Origin of the sequence: Prauserella isguenensis (assembly GCF_014191605.1) — a bacterium.
In the GTDB taxonomy this organism is placed as follows: Bacteria; Actinomycetota; Actinomycetes; order Mycobacteriales; family Pseudonocardiaceae; genus Prauserella; species Prauserella isguenensis.
Map to the genome: position 1 here is coordinate 1,122,469 of NZ_JACHWU010000001.1, position 18,157 is coordinate 1,140,625.

Here is an 18,157-nt window from a genome sequence, read left to right on the forward strand (position 1 = left end):
GCAGCGGTCGGCGAAATCGGCTCGTCGTGAGATGGAACCGCAGGGCGGTGCAGTCGGTCGGAGGCAGTGTCGCCCGCCCGCGGTCGCCCGCGCGCGGACACGGCTGGCCGGCTGTCAGGTGACACGTATTGGGGGTGTCGGCCATCCGTTCCGCGGGAATCGGTTCGGACCGGGTGGGCTGGTGGGCTGCTGGTCCGGACCACCGAGCGCGCGAGGCGGGTGCGGTTCGCACAGTGGGGTGGACCGCACCCGCCTCGCGCGTGCAGCCGACGTTCCGTGCCAAGCCGACGTGGGAACGAGTGCTGCGCGCGCCACGTGATCGTCGTGTTGATCATCTCGCCCCTGCGGGCGCTACTCGGGAGCGGCGGTGCCGGGTCAAGATGGTGGGGTGAGCCCGCCCCGTGCCGACCTGCCCGCCCCGCGCTGGCTCGCACACCTGTTGCGGACCAACCCGGCACCGGTTCCGTGGAGCGGGGCCGCACGTGCGGCCGTGGCGTTCTCGGTGCCGATCGCCGTCGGCTATCTGCTCGGCGCGCCCGCCATCGGTGCGCTGGTGTCCGCGGGTGTACTGCCGGTGGTCACCGGCGACGTGGCGGGCCCGTACCGATACCGCGCGACCCGCCTCGGCGGCACCGTGCTGGCCGCGATCGCCGGGTTCGGGATCGGACTCGTCACGGGTGCCGACCCGTGGCTGTCGCACCCGACGGTCGTCGCGGTCGCGGCCGTGTCGGCACTGATCAGCGCGGGCGGCAACAACGCGTCGTTCGCCGCGCTGCAGCTGTTCGTGTTCGTCACGCTCGGCACCGGCCAGGCCGCGGCGGGCACGGACATCCGCGTCGCGATGCTGTGCGTCGTCACCGGCGGGCTCTGGGGACTGCTCGTCGCGCTGTCCGGCTGGCCGGTGCACGGGACGTCGCCGGAACGCAAAGCGGTCGCGCAGGTCTACATCGAGCTGGCGGCGATGCACTCCGCGCCCGACGACGCGACAGCCCTCACCTCGCGCACCCAGCTGACGACCGCGATGAACACCGCCTACGACCGGTTGCTCACCGCGCGGTCGTGGCTGTCCGGCCGTGACGCGACCTACCGCAGGCTGCTGAACCTGCTGTCGGCGACGACCCCGGCCGTCGAGGCGTCCGTCGCGATGGTAAACGCGGGCGAGCGTGCGCCACGCGAGGTCATCGCGCACTTCACCGACCTCGCCACGGCCGTGCTGGCCGACATGCCGCTGCCCGAACCTCCCGAACCGCACGCCCGGCCCGGGGTGGGTGACGACCTCGAACCCGCCGATTCGCCCGCGGCGGCGCTGTACCACGCGCTGACGAGGATCGACACCGAACAGGAACGGCGCCGCCGCGACCGGGTGCCGTGGCGGACGAAGCTGGGCGAGTGGCTGGACTCGCTCACGTCCGGCCCCCTCACGTGGTTCGCGGCGGCCAGGCTGACGCTGTGCGTGGCGCTCGCCGAGCTGGCGCGGCTGATCGTGCCGCTCGACAACTCGTACTGGATCACGCTCACCGTCGGGCTGGTGCTGAAGCCCGACTTCGGATCGGTGTTCGGCCGGGCGGTGCTGCGCGGCGTGGGCACGGTCGTCGGCGTGGGCATCGGGGCCGCGATCCTCGGCTTCGGTGCCGACGAGCACGGCGTCGTGCTCGCCCTGCTCGTGGCGCTCATGGGCGCGGGCGTCGCCATCGGCAAGGTCCGCAACTACGGCATCCTCAGCGCGTTCGTGACGCCGCTGATCATCCTGCAGATGGACCTCACGATCGGCGGCGACTGGGGCGTCGTGGTCGCCCGGCTCGCCGATACCGTCGCGGGTTGCGTGATCGTGCTCGTCTTCGGCTACCTGCTGTGGCCGGGCAGCATGCGTCCCCGCGTCGGAGGTCGGCTCGCGGACGTCGCCGACACCGTCGCCCGGTACGTCGAGGTCAGCCTCGGGCCGCCGGGCGAGGACCGGATGGAGCGCTCCCGCTGCAGACGGCGCGCCTACCGCGGGCTGTCCGACCTGCGGACGGCGTTCCAGCAGCTCGTCGTCGAACCGTCACAGGCAGGAAGGCAGGCCGCGGCGTGGTGGCCCGCGATCGTGGCGTTGGAGCAGGTCACCGATGCCGCCACGGCCGTCGTCGTGACGATCTCGCACGGCGGCGAACGGCCCGCGGAGTCCGACGTCCGCCTCGTGACCGCGGCGCTCGGTGAGCTGGCGTCCGCCGTCCGGCAGGCGCGGGACCCCGGCGACGTCGAGCTGCCCGATACCGACCAGCTCACGGGCGTCACCGACCAGCTCGCCGCGGCCTTCGACGCTGTGCGCGGGCCGGATCCGTCACGGCCGCGGTTCCGGTTCCGGCGGCGGTGACCGGTGCGGGCCCGGCGGTGCTGCACGGCCGGTGGCCGCGGGATGTGCGGGCCGCGAGTCCCGCGGCGTCGTGGCCGCTCCGGTCGGGTGAATCACCGGGGCCACCCGCTTCGCCGCGGTGTCGTCGGCGTTCGGGGCGAATCGCCGGGTTTTCCGGAGTTTCCGCCGGTGAGCGGCGCGGAGTCCGCGGCATTCCGCTGTGACACGCTCGGGTCTTTTCGCGCGACACCCCCGCCAGCATTTGCGCTCGGGCCGTCGATGCTGGTGGATTGGGCACATGGGCATCAACTTCGGCGAGATCAAGAAGAAGGCTCAGGACGCCCTGAGCAAGAACAGTGACAAGGTCGAACAGGGCCTGGACAAGGCGAGCGGTTTTGCCAAGTCCAAGTTCGGCGACAAGGCCGACAAGATCGACAACGCGACCCAGAAGGCCAAGGACGCCCTGCACAAGCAGGCCGGTGACGAGGGCGACCAGGGCGGTGGCCAGGGTGGCCAGCAGCCCGGCCCGTCGGGCCCGTCCGGGCCGAGCGGACCGAGCGGGCACTGAGCCCGCGGCCGGCGGGCCCGGGGCGACCGGGGTCCTGCCGGCGGCGATGAACGCTGTGGTGCCGGCGCGGTGAGCACCGCCTGCCCCGGGCGGGTCGGCGTCGGCCAGGCCGGGCGGCCGCGGTCGGGTCACCGGGTCAGGCGACCTCGCCGGTGAGCACGTCGCCGTCGAGCGACGTCAACCAGCCGCCGCGTTCACCCAGTGAGAGCAGCCCTTCGAGGGCATCGGCGGCACGCAGGTCCAGTGTGACCGGCGTGCGCGGTGCCCCCTGCTGTTGTTCGAGGGCTGCGTGGGCCGCGTGACCCGCGTCGATCGTGGCGGCGAGCCCGCCGGTCGAGGCCAGTGACCCGCGTGCCGCGCCGAGCAGACCCAGCGCCTCGTCGAGTACGGGCAGCAGCGCGCCGCGATTGCCCTCGGTCATGGCTCGCACCAGTTCCGGGCGCGTGCCCGCGACGCGGGTACCGTCCCGCAACGATCCCGCCGCGAGAGCGGCCGTCAGCGGCCCGCCGGCCCCGGCGACGTTCGCCAGTACCGCGGCGAGCAGATGCGGCAGGTGTGACGTCCTGGCGACCGTGCCGTCGTGCGCGAGCGCGGGCAGCGCGATGACCCGAGCACCGGCGTCGAACGCCAGCGCCGCGGCCTCTCGCCATGCCGTGAGGTCCGTGCCGGGCTCGTCGTCGGCCGCGGCCTCCTCGGCGCACACGACCCAGGTCGCGCCGTCGAACAGCGTCGCCGTCGCGGCCTTCCAGCCGGACTCGGCCGTTCCCGCCATCGGATGCCCGCCCGCGTAGCGCGTCTGCGGGGCGAGGCGGGCGACGGCGTCGCGCACCGGGGCCTTGACGCTCGTGACGTCGGTGAGCAGGCAGTGCGGTGCGTGTGAGGCGACCGTGCGGAGGACGTCGTCGACCGCGGTGAGCGGCACGGCGAGTACGACGAGGGCGTCGGCGTCCGCGGCGCGGTCCAGGGCGCTCGCGAGTCCGGTGGTGGCGTCGTACCCGTCGGCGAGGGCGGCGTCGACGTCCGCCTGGGAGTCGGAGACTCCCCAGCAGGTGCGGCCTGCGGCCACGGCGGCCCGCAGCACCGACCCGCCGATGAGTCCCAGTCCGATCACACACACGTCACGCACGGTGCAGATCCTGGCACACACCCGTCAGCCCGCGCCCGTCCCCGAGCGCACCGGGCGTGCCCTGATGGCACCGAGCGTGCCCTCAAGGGCACCTTGCGGGCACAACCACCCCCTGCGCCTATCGCAACGTCGACAGGGCGTAGGCGGCGTGCATGGCTACGCCATGGGCCATGGCGTCCTCGTGATGACGGACGCGGTTCGAATGGTTCGCGGGCGCCTCCGCGGGATCGACGTCCGGCGGGCAGCCGCCGAGCAGGGCGAACGCACCGGGCACGCGCTGCAGCACGTACGAGAAGTCCTCACCGCCCATGATCGGCTCCGGCAGCGGGGCGGCGTTGTCCGGTCCGAGGACGGTCGACGCGAGGTCCAGCACGCGCGCGGCCTCGTCGGGGTCGTTGGCGGTCACCGGATACCCCGGCGTGAGGTCGATCTGCACCCGGCAGCCGTACGCCGCGGCGATGCCCTCGCACACCTTCTCCACCTCGGCGCGCATCGTGGCCCGCGCGCCGTCGGACAGGGTGCGCATCGTGCCCTCGACGAACGCCGTCTCCGGGATGATGTTCGTGGTCGTGCCCGCCTCGAGGTGCGTCACCGACAGCACGGCCGGTTCCGTCGCGGCGAAGCGCCTGCTCGACATCGTGTGCAGCGCGCCGACCAGCGCCGCGGCCGCCGGGATCGGGTCGATCGCCGCCTCCGGCACCGAGCCGTGCCCGCCCTTGCCGAGGACGCGCACGTGGAAGTCGTCCACCGCGGCCATCAGCGGACCGGGCCTGGTGTGCACCGTGCCGCTCGGCAGTGTCGGGTAGATGTGGACGCCGAACGCCCGCTCGACGCGTTCGCCCGCTGCTTCCAGCACGCCTTCGTGGATCATGTGCCGTGCGCCGTGCTGGCCCTCCTCTCCGGGCTGGAACATGAACACGACCGAGCCTGCGAGCTCGTCGACGTGCCGGGACAGCAGGCGCGCCGCCGAGACGAGCATCGCCACATGCGTGTCGTGCCCGCAGGCGTGCATGACGCCGTCGACCTCGGACGGGAACTCGAGACCGGACTCCTCCTGGAGCGGCAGCGCGTCCATGTCGCCACGCAACAGCACCGAGGGGCCGGGCTTCGCGCCGCGCAGCACGGCGGTGACCGACGTCGACGTCTTCCCGGTGGTGATCTCCAGCGGCAGGCCGTCGAGCGCGTCGAGGATCCGCCGCTGGGTGTTCGGCAGCCGGAGGCCGATCTCGGGGCCGGCGTGGAGGCGCCTGCGCAGCGCAACGGTGTCCGGCTGCAGCTGCCGTGCCTCGTCGAGCAGCCGGGGCAACACCAGGTCGGGAAGGGTGGGGAGCTGTTCGGGTCCGGTCATGCGGTCGATCCTGGCACGAGCCGCCCGAGCCCCGTGACCGTCGGTGGCGAACCGCCGCGAAACGGACGGCGAAACAGACGGGCCGCTTTCGAGCCGTCACCTAAGGTCACGCGGGTATACGGTAGGGCCCATGCCGGTGGAGGAGCCGATCACGGGATTCGCGGTGGCCGTCGTGCGCGAGGACGGCCGGTGGCAGTGCAGTGCGCTGGACCAGGCCGCACTCGCCGAACTCGACGCTGCCATCACCGAACTGCGCAAACTGCGTTCGACGGGCGCGGTGTTCGGAATGCTGGCGGTGGACGACGAGTTCTTCGTGATCGTCCGCCCCACGCCGAGCGGCGCCCAGCTGATGATGTCGGACGCCGCGGCGGCGCTGGACTACGACATCGCCGCCGACGTGCTGGACCTGCTGCGTGCCGAACCGCCCGACGAGGACGACGACACGATCTGGCCGGAGGGTGACCTCGAGGTGCTGTCCGATCTGGGTATGCCCGCGCCCGAGCTCGAGGTCATCGCGGGTGAGACGGATCTGTACCCGGACGAGCAGCTGGGCATGATCGCGCAGCGCTGCGGGTTCGGCGACGAGTTCAACAAGGTCCTCGACGAGCTGTGAACCCGTCGCACGCCGACGAGTCCGCGGTGCGCGAGGCACTGCGTTTCGCGAGACACGGCTTCGACGGTGTCCGCGGCGGTGCTGCGGCGGACGCGGACGTGCCGATCGGGGCGGCCGTGTTCGACGCGGGCGGCAGGCTGCTCGCGGGCGCCCGCAACGCGCGTGAGGCGCTGGGCGACCCGACGGCGCACGCCGAGGTGCTGGCACTGCGCGCCGCGGCGGCCGAACACGGCGACGGCTGGCGGCTCACGGGCTGCACCCTGGCCGTGACGGTCGAGCCGTGCACGATGTGCGCGGGTGCACTCGTGCTCGCACGTGTCGACCGCGTCGTGTTCGGGGCGTGGGAACCGCGGACGGGGGCGGCCGGGTCGCTGTGGGACGTCGTGCGTGACCGCAGGTTGAACCACCGGCCCGAAGTGCTCGGTGGCGTGCTCGAAACGGAGTGTTCGGCCCTGCTCGAGGAGTTCTTCGCAGCGCATCGGGGCGACGCCGGTTGAGCGGTGCGGGAGACCCACCCCCGTGTAATCGGTGGTCGGCCGTGTCGTAACCTATTTAGCGGTAGCGTGTCCGAGCGGCCGAAGGAGCGCGACTCGAAATCGCGTGAGGTGAGAGCCTCCGTGGGTTCGAATCCCACCGCTACCGCGCTTGGTCTCTGAGGGAGAGCAGTCTCCGAGGAGATCTGAAACGGGGCAGGTGCTCATGATGAGCGCCTGCCCCGTTTCGTGTGTTCAGGCGCCCGTGATCGGTGCGGCTTCTCGAGGTCGCCGCACCTGCTCAAGATCGGTGCGGCTTCTCGAGACGGGTACTGCGGAGTAGCATCCCGGCCCTCGTGTCCGCGCCGAGAGCCGAGGAGACGTCGATGTCCGATCAGCCCGCCGACGGGCCGGTCGTACTCACCGAACGCACCGACGTGCTCGCCGCCGGACGCCGGCGGGCCGCGTCCTCGGTGTGCGGCACGTTCGAGGTCTCCGGCGGCGAGATCGTGCTGTGGCGGGACTATGTCGACTGGACCACCGTGCTCGCTACGAGCGCGCGGGGCGGGGTCGACGCACCGGTGCAGGTGGTCCGGTCCACGGTGGGACGTTCGGCTCGCCGCTGATCACTGCGCACGTTCGCGCCGATGAACAACCGACGAACGGACCCCTCCGGCTCGGGCATTCTCCTTTCGGCGATAACCCGAATGGGTAAAGATGCGTGCCGTGACCGCACTCTCCAGACGCGCGACGCGGGTCGTCTCGGCACTCTCCGCGACAGCGGTGGCCGGTTCGCTCGTGCTCGCCACCCCAGCGAACGCACACACCGCAGCGAACGACCGGACCCCGGAGGCCGCCTCCGACACCCGCATCCATGACGTCCAGGGCACCGGGCGGATCTCCCCCGTGGACGGCCAGACCGTCACCGTGCCCGGCATCGTGACCGCGAAGCGACAGTTCGGCAGCGTCCGGGGCTTCTGGGTGCAGGACCCCCAGCCGGACGACGATCCGCGGACGAGCGAGGCGCTGTTCGTCTACAACGGTGACGAGACCCCGGACGTGGCCGTCGGTGACGAGGTGTCGGTCACCGGCGAGGTGAGCGAGTACCGGCCGCAGGGGCGGGATTCGGCGTTCCAGACGTCCACACAGCTGGGCGACGCCGAGTGGACCGTCGCCTCGTCGGGCAACGAGCTGCCCGAGGCCCTCGAGCTGACCCCGGACGCCGTACCGGAGACGCTCGCGCCCGAGAGGGGCGACCTGGAGGAGTTCGAGCTCCGGCCCGACAAGTACGCGCTGGACTTCTGGGAGGCCCACGAAGGTGAGCGCGTGTCGGTCGCCGATGCGCCGCTGGTCAGTCGCAGCACGGACTACGACGAGCTGTACGTGACCACGAAGCCGGAACAGAACCGCACCCCGCGGGGCGGTGTCGTCTACGGCGACTACGACGCGCCGAACACCGGGCTGCTGAAGATCGAGTCGCTGATCCCGTTCTCGGAGCGCCCGTTCCCGACGGCGAACGTCGGCGACACGCTCACCGGCACCACGACCGGTCCGCTGGAGTACGACCAGTACGGCGGCTACACGCTGCAAGCCACCGAGCTGGGCGAGGTCGAGAGTGGCGGGCTCGAGCGCGAGACGACACAGGAGCAGCGCCCCGGAGAGTTGTCCGTGGCGACGTACAACGTGGAGAACCTGTCCGCCGTCGACGAGCAGGCCACGTTCGACGACCTCGCCGAGGGGGTCGCGAAGAACCTGCGGTCGCCCGACGTCGTGACGCTCGAGGAGATCCAGGACAACAACGGTGCCGACGGCAACGGCGACGGCGTCGTGGCGGCCGACGAGACGCTCGACAGGTTCGTCGAGGCGATCGAGGCCGCGGGTGGGCCGAAGTACGAGTACCGCCAGATCGACCCGCAGGACCTCACCGACGGCGGCCAGCCGGGCGGCAACATCCGCGTGGGATTCCTCTTCAACCCGAAGCGAGTGTCGTTCGTGGACCGTGAGGGTGGCGACGCGACCACGGCCGTCGAGGTCGAGAAGACGCGCCGCGGCACGGCGAAACTGTCGGCGTCGCCGGGCAGGATCGATCCGCAGCACGAAGCGTGGGACGACAGCCGCAAGCCGCTCGCCGGTGAGTTCGAGTTCCGTGGGCGGACGGTGTTCGTCGTGGCGAACCACTTCGCGTCGAAGGGCGGCGACGAGCCGATCCACGGCCGGTATCAGCCGCCGACGCGTTCGTCCGAGGAACAGCGCCACGAACAGGCCGAGGTCGTGCGGGGCTTCGTCGACGAGCTGCAACAGGTGCAGCCGAACGCCAACGTCGTCGTCGCCGGGGATCTGAACGACTTCCAGTTCTCCGAGACCGTGGCGACGCTGACCGACGGCGGTGCGCTCACGTCGCTGATCGACACGCTGCCCGCGAAGGAACGGTACAGCTACGTCTACGAGGGCAACTCGCAGGTGCTCGACCACATCCTCGTGTCCGACTCGCTGCGCCGGGTCGACTACGACGTCGTGCGCATCAACTCCGAGTTCGCCGAGCAGGCCAGTGACCACGACCCGCAGATCGTCCGTTTCAAGCCGTCCGCGGGCCACAACTTCGACCATTGGGACCGGTTCTGGTCGCACTTCGGAAGGTGACGACGAGGTAGCCGGGCTTGCGGCCGGTCGTCCCTTGCGGACGGCCGGCCGTTGTCGTGCGCGACCGGGTTGTGGATTCCGGGGCCGGTGGCGCGTTCCCCGGGGCCGGTGGCGTGGAGCTGCGCTCGTGCGGGGCCGGCTTCCACCGGGGAAACCGGTTCGACGTCAGCGGGCGCGCCAGCCCAGTTTCAGCACCGCCTGGGCGAGTTCGTGGTAGGCGGGCCGGATGTCGTCGGCATAGCGGGACGCCTGTTCGCCGCGCGCGGTCGGCACCGGCTCCGGGTCGGCGCCCACGTCGAGCCACGACAGCCGCGCCACGTTGTCCCGCGCCATCGACCACCACCGGCGCGCCCGGTCGGCCATCGCCTCCTCGGCCTCGGTCGCCGCGGTCAGGTTCTCCTCCGCGGCCTGGATCTCGGCGTACAGCTGCTGTTCCCGCGCCTGCTCCCACGTGCGCAGCTCCTCGGCCGCCGTGCGCGCCAACCCGATGGTCTCCTTGTACCGCGCCGCCGCCGACGTCGCACCACCGCCCGCCGCCGATGCGCCGTATCCGTCAGTCATCGGAATCCTCCTCACGCCGGAACGGGACGACGATCTCCGGAGCCGACAAGGTCGTCCGGTCGAAGAACAGGGCGCGGTCGGGCCGGGGCGACCAGTGCACGACCTGTCCCGCCGCCAGGGTCGACAGCTCGTTGCCCTGCACGTCGAGTGCCGCCCACGCGCCGATGTCGTCGGTGCCGCCGAATCCGAGCGTGTCCTTGAGCCGCGCCACGCTGCGCCACCAGCCGAGCACGTGCACCCCGCGCGCCGGGCCGTGCTTGAGCAACGCCCGCAGGTGGTCGAGGCCGCTGGACTTGCCGGGCTCCTTGGCCTCCAAGGTCGGCAGCGCCGCGTCGACGCCGTAGGCCACCAGGATCCGCCGCGCGGTCGACTCCTGTCCGGCCCACGCCGTCACCAGATCGGTGAGTGTGTCCGTCGTGACGACCTCCGCCTTGTGCCCGCCGGACGACAACTCGTCGGACAGCGCCGTCACCGCGGGCGTGCACTGCTCGACCAGGCATGCCAACGCGAACTCGACGTCGCCCGGTGCGCACTGCCGCGCCACGGAACGCACCGCCGAGTCCAGGACCGACACCGCGTCGCGCTGGCCCGTGCCGAGCACGGCGAGATTGCGTCCCGGCGCGGCCGACAGTTCGACGGCGTGTGCCGTGTCGGCCACGTCGATGGACTGGCCGACGATCGCCCGTGGACGGTCCGAACGCGACAACGCCGTGTAGGCCGACGACTCGGCGAGCACGGGCGCGTGGGCGCCGTCGAACAGCCGCGGCACGCTCGTCGAGCCGTAGCGTTGCCACAGCTCACGTTGCAGTGCGGGGAATACACCGCCGGAGCTCGCGTCGGGGACGTGCGCCAGGCTGTTGCCGTGCCCGATGCCGGACTCGTGGTTGACGACCGCGTGCCAGCGCGGTGCGGCGACGGCCGCCTGGTTGGCCTCGGCGAGCACGCGGCGGGCCTTCGGCATCGCGATGCGCAGCGTGCACTGCTCGAACACGGCCGGCTTGCCCCAGAACGCCTCGATGCCTGCGATGTCCTGACTCGCCAGGATCAGATGGATGCCCTGCGATCTGCCCCGGCGCGCGACGTCCTCGAGCAGCGACGTCGCCAGCGCCGTCACCGAGTCGCGCTCGCCGAACAGGTACTGGAACTCGTCGACGACGGCGACGATCCGCGGCCAGTGACCGGCCGGATCCTGCTGCCGCAGTTCCGACAGTGTGGTGACCTCGTGCTGCTTGGCGGCGGCCGAACGGCGGCGCAGTTCGTCGGTGAGGAACCGCAGCAGTGCCAGGCCGAACTCGCGGTCGGTGTTGACGTTCACGCCGACCAGCCGCGCGTGCGGCAGCCAGCTCTCCTCCTTGCGGCCGGGCGCCAGGCCTGCGAACGAGACGCCCTCCTTGAAGTCGAGTAGGTACAGCGACAGTTCGTTCGGCGAGTACCGCGCGCACAGCGAACCCAGCAACGCATACAGGAAGTTCGTCTTGCCGGATCCGCTCGGCCCACCGATCAGCGCGTGCGGCGTGGCGTCGCCGATCACGACGTCGACCGGCTCGCCCTCGTGGAACCCCACCGGAGCGCGGAGCTCGACGGCCGACGACTCGGTGCCGAACTCCGTGGGCAGCAGGTCCCCGAACGTCCGCGGACCACCCTGCTTGGCGACGAGCGCCTCGGCGAGCCTGCCCGCGGCGGCCGTCACCTGGCTCGCGGGCAGTGGCGGATCGAGGCGGACCGCCAGGTCGGGGCCCGTCATGCTCGTCACCGCGGTGCGTTCGGCCGTCACGTGGACGTTCTCGACCGCGCCGTCGAGCATCGTGGGCACGTCCACGAGGATCAGCGACATGCCGGCCTCGAGAGCGCCGCTGGCGACACGTTTGATGTCGCGGATCTGCTCCGGTTGCAGGTCCTCGCCGTTGCCGTAGAGCACGCCGACCCGCCAGGGTTCGAGGCGCTTACCCGTCGCGGCGCGCATGGCCCGCAACGACGGGTGCCCCGCCTGCATGGTGTAGCCGTGAATGCGGCGGATGTGCCCGGCGAAGTCGTCGAGCAGGTCGGCCAGGCGCGTCGGGTCGTGCACCGTGACGGCGCTGGTGCGGGTGAGCGCGTAGAAGTGCGGCAGCACGCCGGTGAGCTGGCCGATGTCCCAGAGGTGGACCTTCACCGCTCCGGGTTCGAACGTCGACAGCACGCGCATCAGCAGCGACTCGACGAGCGCGTCCACGGTGACGCGCGTGTTCGGCGCCGACGTGATCGCGAGGTGGGAGGCGTCGAGCAGTGGCACGGCGACGTCGAACGACTGCCCGCCGCCGATGTCCACTGTGGAGTCGCCGATCCGCCACAACTCCGGCGACGACAGGCCGGGGTCGGTGCCGATGCGGCCGAGCCATTCGCCGGGCGGTGCCCCCGCGGGTCCGGGCGCGGACGTGGCGACGAGCTCGCGGAGTCGCCGAGGGCCGTCCGCCCAGTCGGCGTAGAACCGGTCACGGACTGTAGCGAGCCGTTCGACCACACCCGCCATCGCCGGGGTGGTCATCCGCGCGGCGAGTTCCGGGTCGGCGACCGCGCGCTCGAGTCCGGTGCGCACGACCTCCTGTTCGAGTCTGCGCTGTGCGAGTTCGTGCTCGGCGCCCGTGCGCGCGTTGCGGGCGGCACCGAGCGCGAGGCCGATCTGGTGGCGGAGTTGGTCGAGAGCGGTGACGACCCGAGCGCGCTGCTCGCCCTTCTTCCTGCCCATGCGGCTGCTACAACCTTGCTTCGTACTGGTTCAGGGCCGATTCGACGTTGCCGAGCTGGGCGATGTGCTCGTCCAGCTGGTCGAACGCGCGCGCCAGCGGCGGTGGGAGCCACGGCTCACCCGACGCGGCCGTGCCGGTGCCGCTTTGGGCGCTGAGCAGCGCGCGCCGGTAGTCCTCGAGTAGCTCCCTGGCGTGGGCCGCCTGCGCAGCGGTGTCGGTGAGGCCCGACCGGACGACGCCCAGCGAGGTGCGCAATTCGTGTAGTGACATCGCGTGAACACGGATCCGGTGCCGCTCAGAGGCGGGCCGCGTAGCCCTCGGTCGACGAGATGCACGCCTGGATGGTGCTCTGCGTGCCCGTGATGCCCTGGATCGCCTCGGCCATGAGCCCGTGCGCTTGGCTGACGTCCTCCTGCGTGCTGCCCTCGGTCGCCATCGCGAGGGTCTGCTGCGCTTCCTCGAGTGTCTGGGCGGCCTGTTGAAGTGCGGCGATGCTGGCGGAAGCTTTCTCGTTCGCGGCGGCGATCCCCGCGCGGATCTCTTCCACTCCGGCCATGGGGCGGACTCCTAGGACATGTTCGGTACGTGTCGCATCCCAACTTAGCGTGACCACGCCTCGGCAGGAGTGTGGAGGTGCCTCGAATTCTCTGACGCTCCGTGTTCGCCTCCGACTGCGAATCTCCTTCATGTGTCGAGCCGATCAGCGGTGCCGTTCGGGAGCTGGTCCGACCCATTGACGCTGTGGCGAAATCGCTTAGCATGGTTATCCTCGATTGAGGAGGAGAGCTCATGGCTGAGTTCGACGTCGTGGTGCTGGGCACCGGGGCCGCGGGGATGACCGCGGCGCTGTCGGCGGCGGACGCGGGGGCGAGCGTGGGCCTGTTCGAGAAGTCGTCCCTGATCGGTGGTACGACCTGCCTGTCGAGCGGTGTCGCATGGTTGCCGGACAATCGGTACGCGCGGGAGGCAGGCGTCGAGGATTCGCGGGCCGAGGGTGTGCGATACCTCGAGTCGCTCTCCCGCGGCATGATCCGGCCCGGCATGGCCGAGGCGTTCGTCGGCGGGACCTCCGAGGTCACCGACTGGCTCGAAACGCGCACACCGCTGCACCTGAGTCTCGTGCCCGGCTATCCGGACTATCACCCCGAACACCCCGGCGGGAAGCCGCAGGGCGGCCGTTCCGTGGAGCCGGAGCTGTTCGCGTTCGACGAGCTCGGCGCGTGGGCCGACCGCATCGAGGGGCGAACCCGCCGCATGATGGTCCGAGAGACGCCGGTCGGCGGCGGCACGGGCGTCGTGGGCCCCGACGAGGCGAACCGTCGTGAGCGGCAGCACCTCGAGGGGCTCGGCCGCGCGATGATCGGTGCCCTGCTGAAGGGCTGCCTCGACCACGGGGTCGAACCCGTCACCGGCGCGGCCGCCGTCGAGCTGATCCAGGACGGGAACGTGGTACGCGGCGTGCGGTTCGCCGACGGCTCGACGGCCACGGCACGTCACGGCGTCGTGATCGCGACCGGCGGGTTCGAATGGGACTCCGACCTGGTGCGAGACTTCCTCCGCGGCCCGATGTCCTATCCCGCGACCGTGCCGACCAACACCGGCGACGGCCTGCGCATGGCGATGAAGGCCGGTGCGCGGCTCGGCAACATGCGCGAGGCGTGGTGGGTGCCGGTGTGCGTGCTGCCCGGTCAGCGGAACCACGGTGAGCAGGCGGTGCACCTCGTACTGCGGGAACGCACGCTGCCACGGTCGATCATGGTGAACCGGGCGGGTGAGCGGTTCACCAACGAGGCGGCCAACTACAACGCGCTCGGCGGCGCGTTCCACCGGCTCGACCCGTCCGACTTCGACTATCTCAACGACCCGTGCTGGCTGATCTTCGACGCCCGGCACGTCGAGGAGTACGGCGGCTTCACGCTCCCGCCGGGGCAGGCTCCGGACTGGGCACTGCGTGCCGGCACGCTCGGCGAACTGGCACGGGAGATCGACGTCGAACCGGCCACTCTGGAGCGCACCGTCGAGCGGTTCAACGGCATGGCCGCCGACGGCGTCGACGCAGACTTCGCCCGCGGCGCGAGTGCCTACGACGGCTTCGTCGGCGACAAGCGGTACTACCCGGGAGCGGGATCCACCCTCGGACCGCTCGACGAAGGTCCGTACTACGCCGTGCAACTCCACATCAGCACCCTCGGCACCAAGGGCGGTCCACAGACCGATGTGGATGGATCGGTGTTCACTGTGGATGGAGAGCCGATCCCAGGCCTCTTCGCCGCGGGAAACGCCATGGCCGGGCCCACCGGAATGGTGTACGGCGGGGCGGGCGGCACGCTCGGTCCCGCGCTCGTGTTCGGATACCGCGCCGGGCGCGCGGCGGCTTCGGGAGGCAGGCGATGACGGCAACACTCGAGCAGCGCATCCAGCGGATCGAGGACAGGAACGCGATCCAGGACCTGGCCGTGCTCTACGGCTACATCATGGACGAACGCGACGAGGACGGAATTCGCAAGATCTTCTGCGAGGGCGGGACGTTGCGGTCGGCCGACGGTGTCTTCGCCGCGAACGGCATCGACGAGATCGTGACGACCTACCTCGGCCGGTTCAAGGCGCTCGGCCCGACGAACCACTTCACGCACGGTCACGTGGTGCGCTTCGACGACAACGATCCGGACGTCGCCCACGGCCAGCTCGCCAGCCACGCCGAGGTCGTCCGCGACGGCAAGGCCATGGTGGTCGCACTGCGGTACCAGGACGTGTACCGGCGCACGTCGACCGGCTGGCGGTTCGCCGACCGGCTCATGTCGTACATGTACTACACCGAGGTCACCGAGTACGCCGACGTCCTCGGCAAGGACCTGCGCGTGCGCGCCTACGGCGACGAACGCCCCGGCGACTGGCCCGAACTGCTCACCAGGGGCCGCCCGCCGGAGTGGCTGAAGTCCTACCTCCCCTGACGCCGTGTTGCGCTTTCCGGGGCTCGTGTTGCGTTCTCCGGGGCCTGTGTTGCGTCCGGCCGTCGTCGACCGAGGGGGCACGTGCGGGTTGAGGCGCCTCACCACGGCGGCGACCACGTGTCGCGCGGGGCGGCCGGGGTATCCGTACCCGTGACGTGCAGGTGAGGGCGCGGGTCCGGAGGTCGGGCGGTGGGACGACGGCGATTCGAGGAGCTGCCCGCCGGTGCGCGTAGACGCCTCGTCGCCGGTGCGGTACTGCGGACACTGCTCAGCACCGGGCTCGTGATCACCGGTTACTACCTCGTGCCGCTGGACCGACCGTTCGAAGTCGGCCCGTGGCTACGGTTCGGTGTCGCGCTGGTGGCCTTCGGGGTGGCGGTCGCCTGGCAGCTCAGGGCGATCGCCGTGTCCGACACGCCGCGGCTGAAAGCCACGCAGCTGGTCGCCGTCGGGCTGCCGTTGCTGCACGCGCTCTTCGCGTCGGCCTATGCCGGGCTGGACCGGGCGCAACCGGGAAGTTTCAGTGAGGACCTGGGCCGTACCGACGCGCTGTACTTCACCGTCACCGTGTTCGCGACGGTGGGCTTCGGTGACATCGTCCCGCGCACCGAGGCCGCGCGGATCCTGACCATGATCCAGATGGCGATGGGGATCGTCGTCGTGGGCTTCGCGGCGCGGGCCGTCGTCGGCGCGGTGCGGACCGCCCTGCGCCGCGCGGACCAGGGACCGTCTGCCTAGTGGGCCGACGTGTTCTCGCGAGCTGTTCGGCGTCGGTGCCGGACATGAGCGAGACGATGCAGGCCCTGGCGTCGGCGTAGTCCCGCAGGCGCTGCCGACACTCTCCCGCTGGGGCGCAGTCACCCGGTGACGCACCGGCTTCGGAATCCCCAACACGCACCCCGGAACCCGCAACACGGGCCCCGGAATCGGCAACACGGGCCCCGGAACCCGCAACACGGGCGTGTGTGGGTAGGCCCGACGCCCGAGCGACGTACGGGAGCGATGAACGCCGGCCTCGGCCGGCTCATCGGCAAGGGGCCGGCCACGCGGTCGCACCCGCGTATCACCACTGACCGTGGTTTGTGACCCGTCTCGGGCGCGGCTAGCGTCGCAGCCATGGAGACGTATTCCCTCGGCCGGTTCCCCGTGCACCGCATCGGTTTCGGTGCGATGCAGCTTCCCGGCCCCGGAGTCATGGGGCCGCCGCGTGATCACGACGAGGCCGTCGCGGTGTTGCGCCGCGGGGTCGAGCTGGGTGTCGACCACATCGACACCGCGCAGTTCTACGGGCCCGACGTCGCGAACGAGCTGATCCGCGAAGCGTTGCACCCGTACCCGGACGGTCTCGCGCTGGCTTCCAAGGTCGGTGCGGTCCGTGACGAACAGGGCGGGTTCGTGCCCGCCCAGCGGCCGGGACAGTTGCGCGCGGCCGTCGAGGAGAACCTGCGCACGCTGGGTGTCGACCGGCTCGCGGTCGTGAACCTGCGCCGGATGGACGAGCACGAACTGCCCGCCGACCAGCAGATCCCCCTCGAGGACCAGCTCGCGGAGTTGGTCGGGCTGCGCGCCGAGGGCAAGATCGCGGGTATCGGCATCTCCACGGCGACACTCGCCCAGGTCCGGCAGGCGATCGAACAGGCGGGCATCGTGTGCGTGCAGAACGCGTTCAGCCTGGTGGACCGCTCCGGCGCCGACGGGCTGGAGCTGTGCCACGACGAAGGAATCGCCTACGTCCCGTACTTCCCGCTCGGATCGGCGTTCCCCGACATGCCGAAGGTGACCGGCAACGCCACGGTCCGGGCGGTGGCCGAGCGGGTGGGGGCCTCGCCGGCGCAGGTGGGGCTGGCCTGGCTGCTCGCCCGCCGGGACAACGTACTGCTGATCCCCGGCACGTCACGGGTGGCGCATCTCGAGGAGAACATGCGGATCGCCGACGTCCCACTGAGCGAGAGCGACCTGGCCGAACTCGACAACGCTGCGTGAGGAGCCGGAGGCGCCCCGGCGGGTTTGCGGCCGCGGCGCCTCGGGTACGGCCCGCGGAGCGACCGAGCAGAAGGGGGTCGGTGATGAGTACGGACCGCGAATCGGTCAAGGCAGCGCTCTCGTCGGTGGACTTCCCCGCCGACAAGGAGACGTTGGTGACCCACGCGGAGTCCCACGGCTCCGCGGAGGACGTGGCGCAGGCGCTCCGGGCGATGCCACCGGCGGAGTACGAGAACATCGGCGAGGTGATCCAGTCGGTTCCGATGGACATGGGAGCCGAGGAAGGCCGGTCGAGTTCGGACAAGGCGAAGCAGGCTCGCCACAACACCCGGTCGGGGCTCGCGGAACACCAGACCGAAGTGCCCGCAAATCCCATCGTCGAGGAACTCGGCGAGAACCGGGGAAGCTGACCACCACGACCGTTTCACACGTGAGGTGCACGCGATGACTTCCGACAGCGCCCTTCCTCTTCCCGACTACGACGAGCTGCCGATCGCCAAGCTGCAGCACCAGATTCGCGCACTGTCGGCCGACGACATCGAGACCCTGATCGAACACGAGCAGCAGCACGGCAACCGCACGCCCGTGCTGGAGCTGTTGCGAACCCGGAGGCAGCAGCTCGCCGAGGGTGCCGAGCCGTCGGGCGGTGACCAGTGGGACGGGACCGGGAAGCCGGCGGACACGCCGCACGGCTCGCCCGTCTCGCGTGACAGTGCGGCAGGCCCGGGTGCGCCGCTCCGACACGGCGTCGCGGGCCAGACGGCCGATCGCGACAGGCCGTGACGCAGAGCCTTTGACGCAGAGCCTTTGACACAGAGCCTTTGACGCAAAGCCTT

The 18,157-nt window shown here is 71.2% G+C and carries 18 protein-coding genes and 1 tRNA gene; 13 read left to right on the forward strand and 6 right to left on the reverse strand.

From position 1 onward, the window contains the following. The first annotated feature begins 388 nt into the window (after positions 1–388). A complete protein-coding gene (locus FHS23_RS05300) occupies positions 389–2,353 on the forward strand; it encodes an FUSC family protein (RefSeq protein ID WP_183648608.1) in 1,965 nt (654 codons plus the stop codon). A gap of 277 nt (positions 2,354–2,630) precedes the next feature. Further along, entirely contained in the window at positions 2,631–2,900 is a 270-nt protein-coding gene (locus FHS23_RS05305) for an antitoxin (RefSeq protein WP_183648611.1), read from the forward strand. A 136-nt stretch (positions 2,901–3,036) separates the two neighbouring features. Here FHS23_RS05305 and FHS23_RS05310 read toward each other — a convergent pair whose 3' ends face one another. Both FHS23_RS05310 and FHS23_RS05315 read right to left on the reverse strand, forming a co-directional pair. Further along, entirely contained in the window at positions 3,037–4,026 is a 990-nt protein-coding gene (locus FHS23_RS05310) for a prephenate dehydrogenase (protein ID WP_183648614.1), read from the reverse strand. A gap of 118 nt (positions 4,027–4,144) precedes the next feature. Further along, positions 4,145–5,374, reverse strand: a complete 1,230-nt coding sequence (locus FHS23_RS05315; protein ID WP_183648617.1) for a M20 metallopeptidase family protein — start codon at positions 5,372–5,374, stop codon at positions 4,145–4,147. Between the two features lie 130 nt (positions 5,375–5,504). Here FHS23_RS05315 and FHS23_RS05320 point away from each other — a divergent pair, with 130 nt between their 5' ends. The 5 genes from FHS23_RS05320 (at position 5,505) to FHS23_RS05340 (ending at position 9,100) form a co-directional block, all read left to right on the forward strand. Then, entirely contained in the window at positions 5,505–5,987 is a 483-nt protein-coding gene (locus tag FHS23_RS05320; RefSeq protein ID WP_183648620.1) for a tRNA adenosine deaminase-associated protein, read from the forward strand. Next, the gene (locus FHS23_RS05325; protein WP_425501081.1) at positions 5,984–6,484 is read left to right on the forward strand and encodes a nucleoside deaminase; all 501 of its coding nucleotides are present in this window, start codon (positions 5,984–5,986) and stop codon (positions 6,482–6,484) included. The genes FHS23_RS05320 and FHS23_RS05325 overlap by 4 nt, the downstream gene beginning before the upstream one ends. A 60-nt stretch (positions 6,485–6,544) precedes the next feature. Beyond that, positions 6,545–6,629, forward strand: a tRNA-Ser gene (locus FHS23_RS05330). A gap of 217 nt (positions 6,630–6,846) precedes the next feature. Further along, entirely contained in the window at positions 6,847–7,086 is a 240-nt protein-coding gene (locus FHS23_RS05335) for a limonene-1,2-epoxide hydrolase family protein (RefSeq protein WP_183648623.1), read from the forward strand. A 100-nt stretch (positions 7,087–7,186) separates the two neighbouring features. Continuing rightward, positions 7,187–9,100 (forward strand): endonuclease/exonuclease/phosphatase family protein, encoded by a 1,914-nt coding sequence (locus tag FHS23_RS05340; protein ID WP_425501082.1) that lies wholly within the window; start codon positions 7,187–7,189, stop codon positions 9,098–9,100. A 165-nt stretch (positions 9,101–9,265) separates the two neighbouring features. Here the strand turns inward: FHS23_RS05340 and FHS23_RS05345 are convergent, their stop codons facing one another. Genes FHS23_RS05345 through FHS23_RS05360 form a run of 4 tightly spaced genes read right to left on the reverse strand, consistent with a single transcriptional unit; the run spans position 9,266 to position 12,943 of the window. Then, on the reverse strand, positions 9,266–9,661 hold the full coding sequence (locus tag FHS23_RS05345) for a hypothetical protein (RefSeq protein WP_183648629.1): 396 nt from the start codon (positions 9,659–9,661) through the stop codon (positions 9,266–9,268). After that, a complete protein-coding gene (locus tag FHS23_RS05350) occupies positions 9,654–12,386 on the reverse strand; it encodes an FtsK/SpoIIIE domain-containing protein (RefSeq protein ID WP_183648632.1) in 2,733 nt (910 codons plus the stop codon). Before FHS23_RS05350 ends, FHS23_RS05345 begins: the two co-directional genes overlap by 8 nt. A gap of 7 nt (positions 12,387–12,393) precedes the next feature. Beyond that, positions 12,394–12,657, reverse strand: a complete 264-nt coding sequence (locus FHS23_RS05355; protein WP_183648635.1) for a hypothetical protein — start codon at positions 12,655–12,657, stop codon at positions 12,394–12,396. Positions 12,658–12,682: 25 nt separating this feature from the next. Continuing rightward, positions 12,683–12,943, reverse strand: a complete 261-nt coding sequence (locus tag FHS23_RS05360; protein ID WP_183648638.1) for a hypothetical protein — start codon at positions 12,941–12,943, stop codon at positions 12,683–12,685. 233 nt (positions 12,944–13,176) lie between these two features. Between FHS23_RS05360 and FHS23_RS05365 the strand changes: the two genes are divergently transcribed. The 6 genes from FHS23_RS05365 (at position 13,177) to FHS23_RS05390 (ending at position 18,104) form a co-directional block, all read left to right on the forward strand. Beyond that, positions 13,177–14,781, forward strand: a complete 1,605-nt coding sequence (locus FHS23_RS05365; RefSeq protein WP_183648641.1) for an FAD-dependent oxidoreductase — start codon at positions 13,177–13,179, stop codon at positions 14,779–14,781. Beyond that, on the forward strand, positions 14,778–15,338 hold the full coding sequence (locus FHS23_RS05370) for a nuclear transport factor 2 family protein (protein ID WP_183648645.1): 561 nt from the start codon (positions 14,778–14,780) through the stop codon (positions 15,336–15,338). The genes FHS23_RS05365 and FHS23_RS05370 overlap by 4 nt, the downstream gene beginning before the upstream one ends. A 189-nt stretch (positions 15,339–15,527) precedes the next feature. Next, the gene (locus tag FHS23_RS05375) at positions 15,528–16,076 is read left to right on the forward strand and encodes a potassium channel family protein (protein WP_343053655.1); all 549 of its coding nucleotides are present in this window, start codon (positions 15,528–15,530) and stop codon (positions 16,074–16,076) included. Between the two features lie 378 nt (positions 16,077–16,454). Beyond that, the gene (locus tag FHS23_RS05380) at positions 16,455–17,321 is read left to right on the forward strand and encodes an oxidoreductase (RefSeq protein ID WP_183648648.1); all 867 of its coding nucleotides are present in this window, start codon (positions 16,455–16,457) and stop codon (positions 17,319–17,321) included. Positions 17,322–17,404: 83 nt separating this feature from the next. Then, on the forward strand, positions 17,405–17,731 hold the full coding sequence (locus tag FHS23_RS05385) for a DUF2795 domain-containing protein (RefSeq protein ID WP_183648651.1): 327 nt from the start codon (positions 17,405–17,407) through the stop codon (positions 17,729–17,731). Positions 17,732–17,765: 34 nt separating this feature from the next. Beyond that, positions 17,766–18,104, forward strand: a complete 339-nt coding sequence (locus FHS23_RS05390; protein WP_183648654.1) for a DUF8129 domain-containing protein — start codon at positions 17,766–17,768, stop codon at positions 18,102–18,104. Positions 18,105–18,157: the final 53 nt, after the last annotated feature.

Coding starts and splice junctions, on each gene's coding strand:
- FHS23_RS05305 (WP_183648611.1), top strand. CDS start 2,631: ATGGGCATCAACTTCGGCGAGATCAAGAAGAAGGCTCAGGACGCCCTG.
- FHS23_RS05315 (WP_183648617.1), bottom strand. CDS start 5,374: ATGACCGGACCCGAACAGCTCCCCACCCTTCCCGACCTGGTGTTGCCC.
- FHS23_RS05320 (WP_183648620.1), top strand. CDS start 5,505: ATGCCGGTGGAGGAGCCGATCACGGGATTCGCGGTGGCCGTCGTGCGC.
- FHS23_RS05335 (WP_183648623.1), top strand. CDS start 6,847: ATGTCCGATCAGCCCGCCGACGGGCCGGTCGTACTCACCGAACGCACC.
- FHS23_RS05345 (WP_183648629.1), bottom strand. CDS start 9,661: ATGACTGACGGATACGGCGCATCGGCGGCGGGCGGTGGTGCGACGTCG.
- FHS23_RS05350 (WP_183648632.1), bottom strand. CDS start 12,386: ATGGGCAGGAAGAAGGGCGAGCAGCGCGCTCGGGTCGTCACCGCTCTC.
- FHS23_RS05355 (WP_183648635.1), bottom strand. CDS start 12,657: ATGTCACTACACGAATTGCGCACCTCGCTGGGCGTCGTCCGGTCGGGC.
- FHS23_RS05360 (WP_183648638.1), bottom strand. CDS start 12,943: ATGGCCGGAGTGGAAGAGATCCGCGCGGGGATCGCCGCCGCGAACGAG.
- FHS23_RS05365 (WP_183648641.1), top strand. CDS start 13,177: ATGGCTGAGTTCGACGTCGTGGTGCTGGGCACCGGGGCCGCGGGGATG.
- FHS23_RS05370 (WP_183648645.1), top strand. CDS start 14,778: ATGACGGCAACACTCGAGCAGCGCATCCAGCGGATCGAGGACAGGAAC.
- FHS23_RS05380 (WP_183648648.1), top strand. CDS start 16,455: ATGGAGACGTATTCCCTCGGCCGGTTCCCCGTGCACCGCATCGGTTTC.
- FHS23_RS05385 (WP_183648651.1), top strand. CDS start 17,405: ATGAGTACGGACCGCGAATCGGTCAAGGCAGCGCTCTCGTCGGTGGAC.
- FHS23_RS05390 (WP_183648654.1), top strand. CDS start 17,766: ATGACTTCCGACAGCGCCCTTCCTCTTCCCGACTACGACGAGCTGCCG.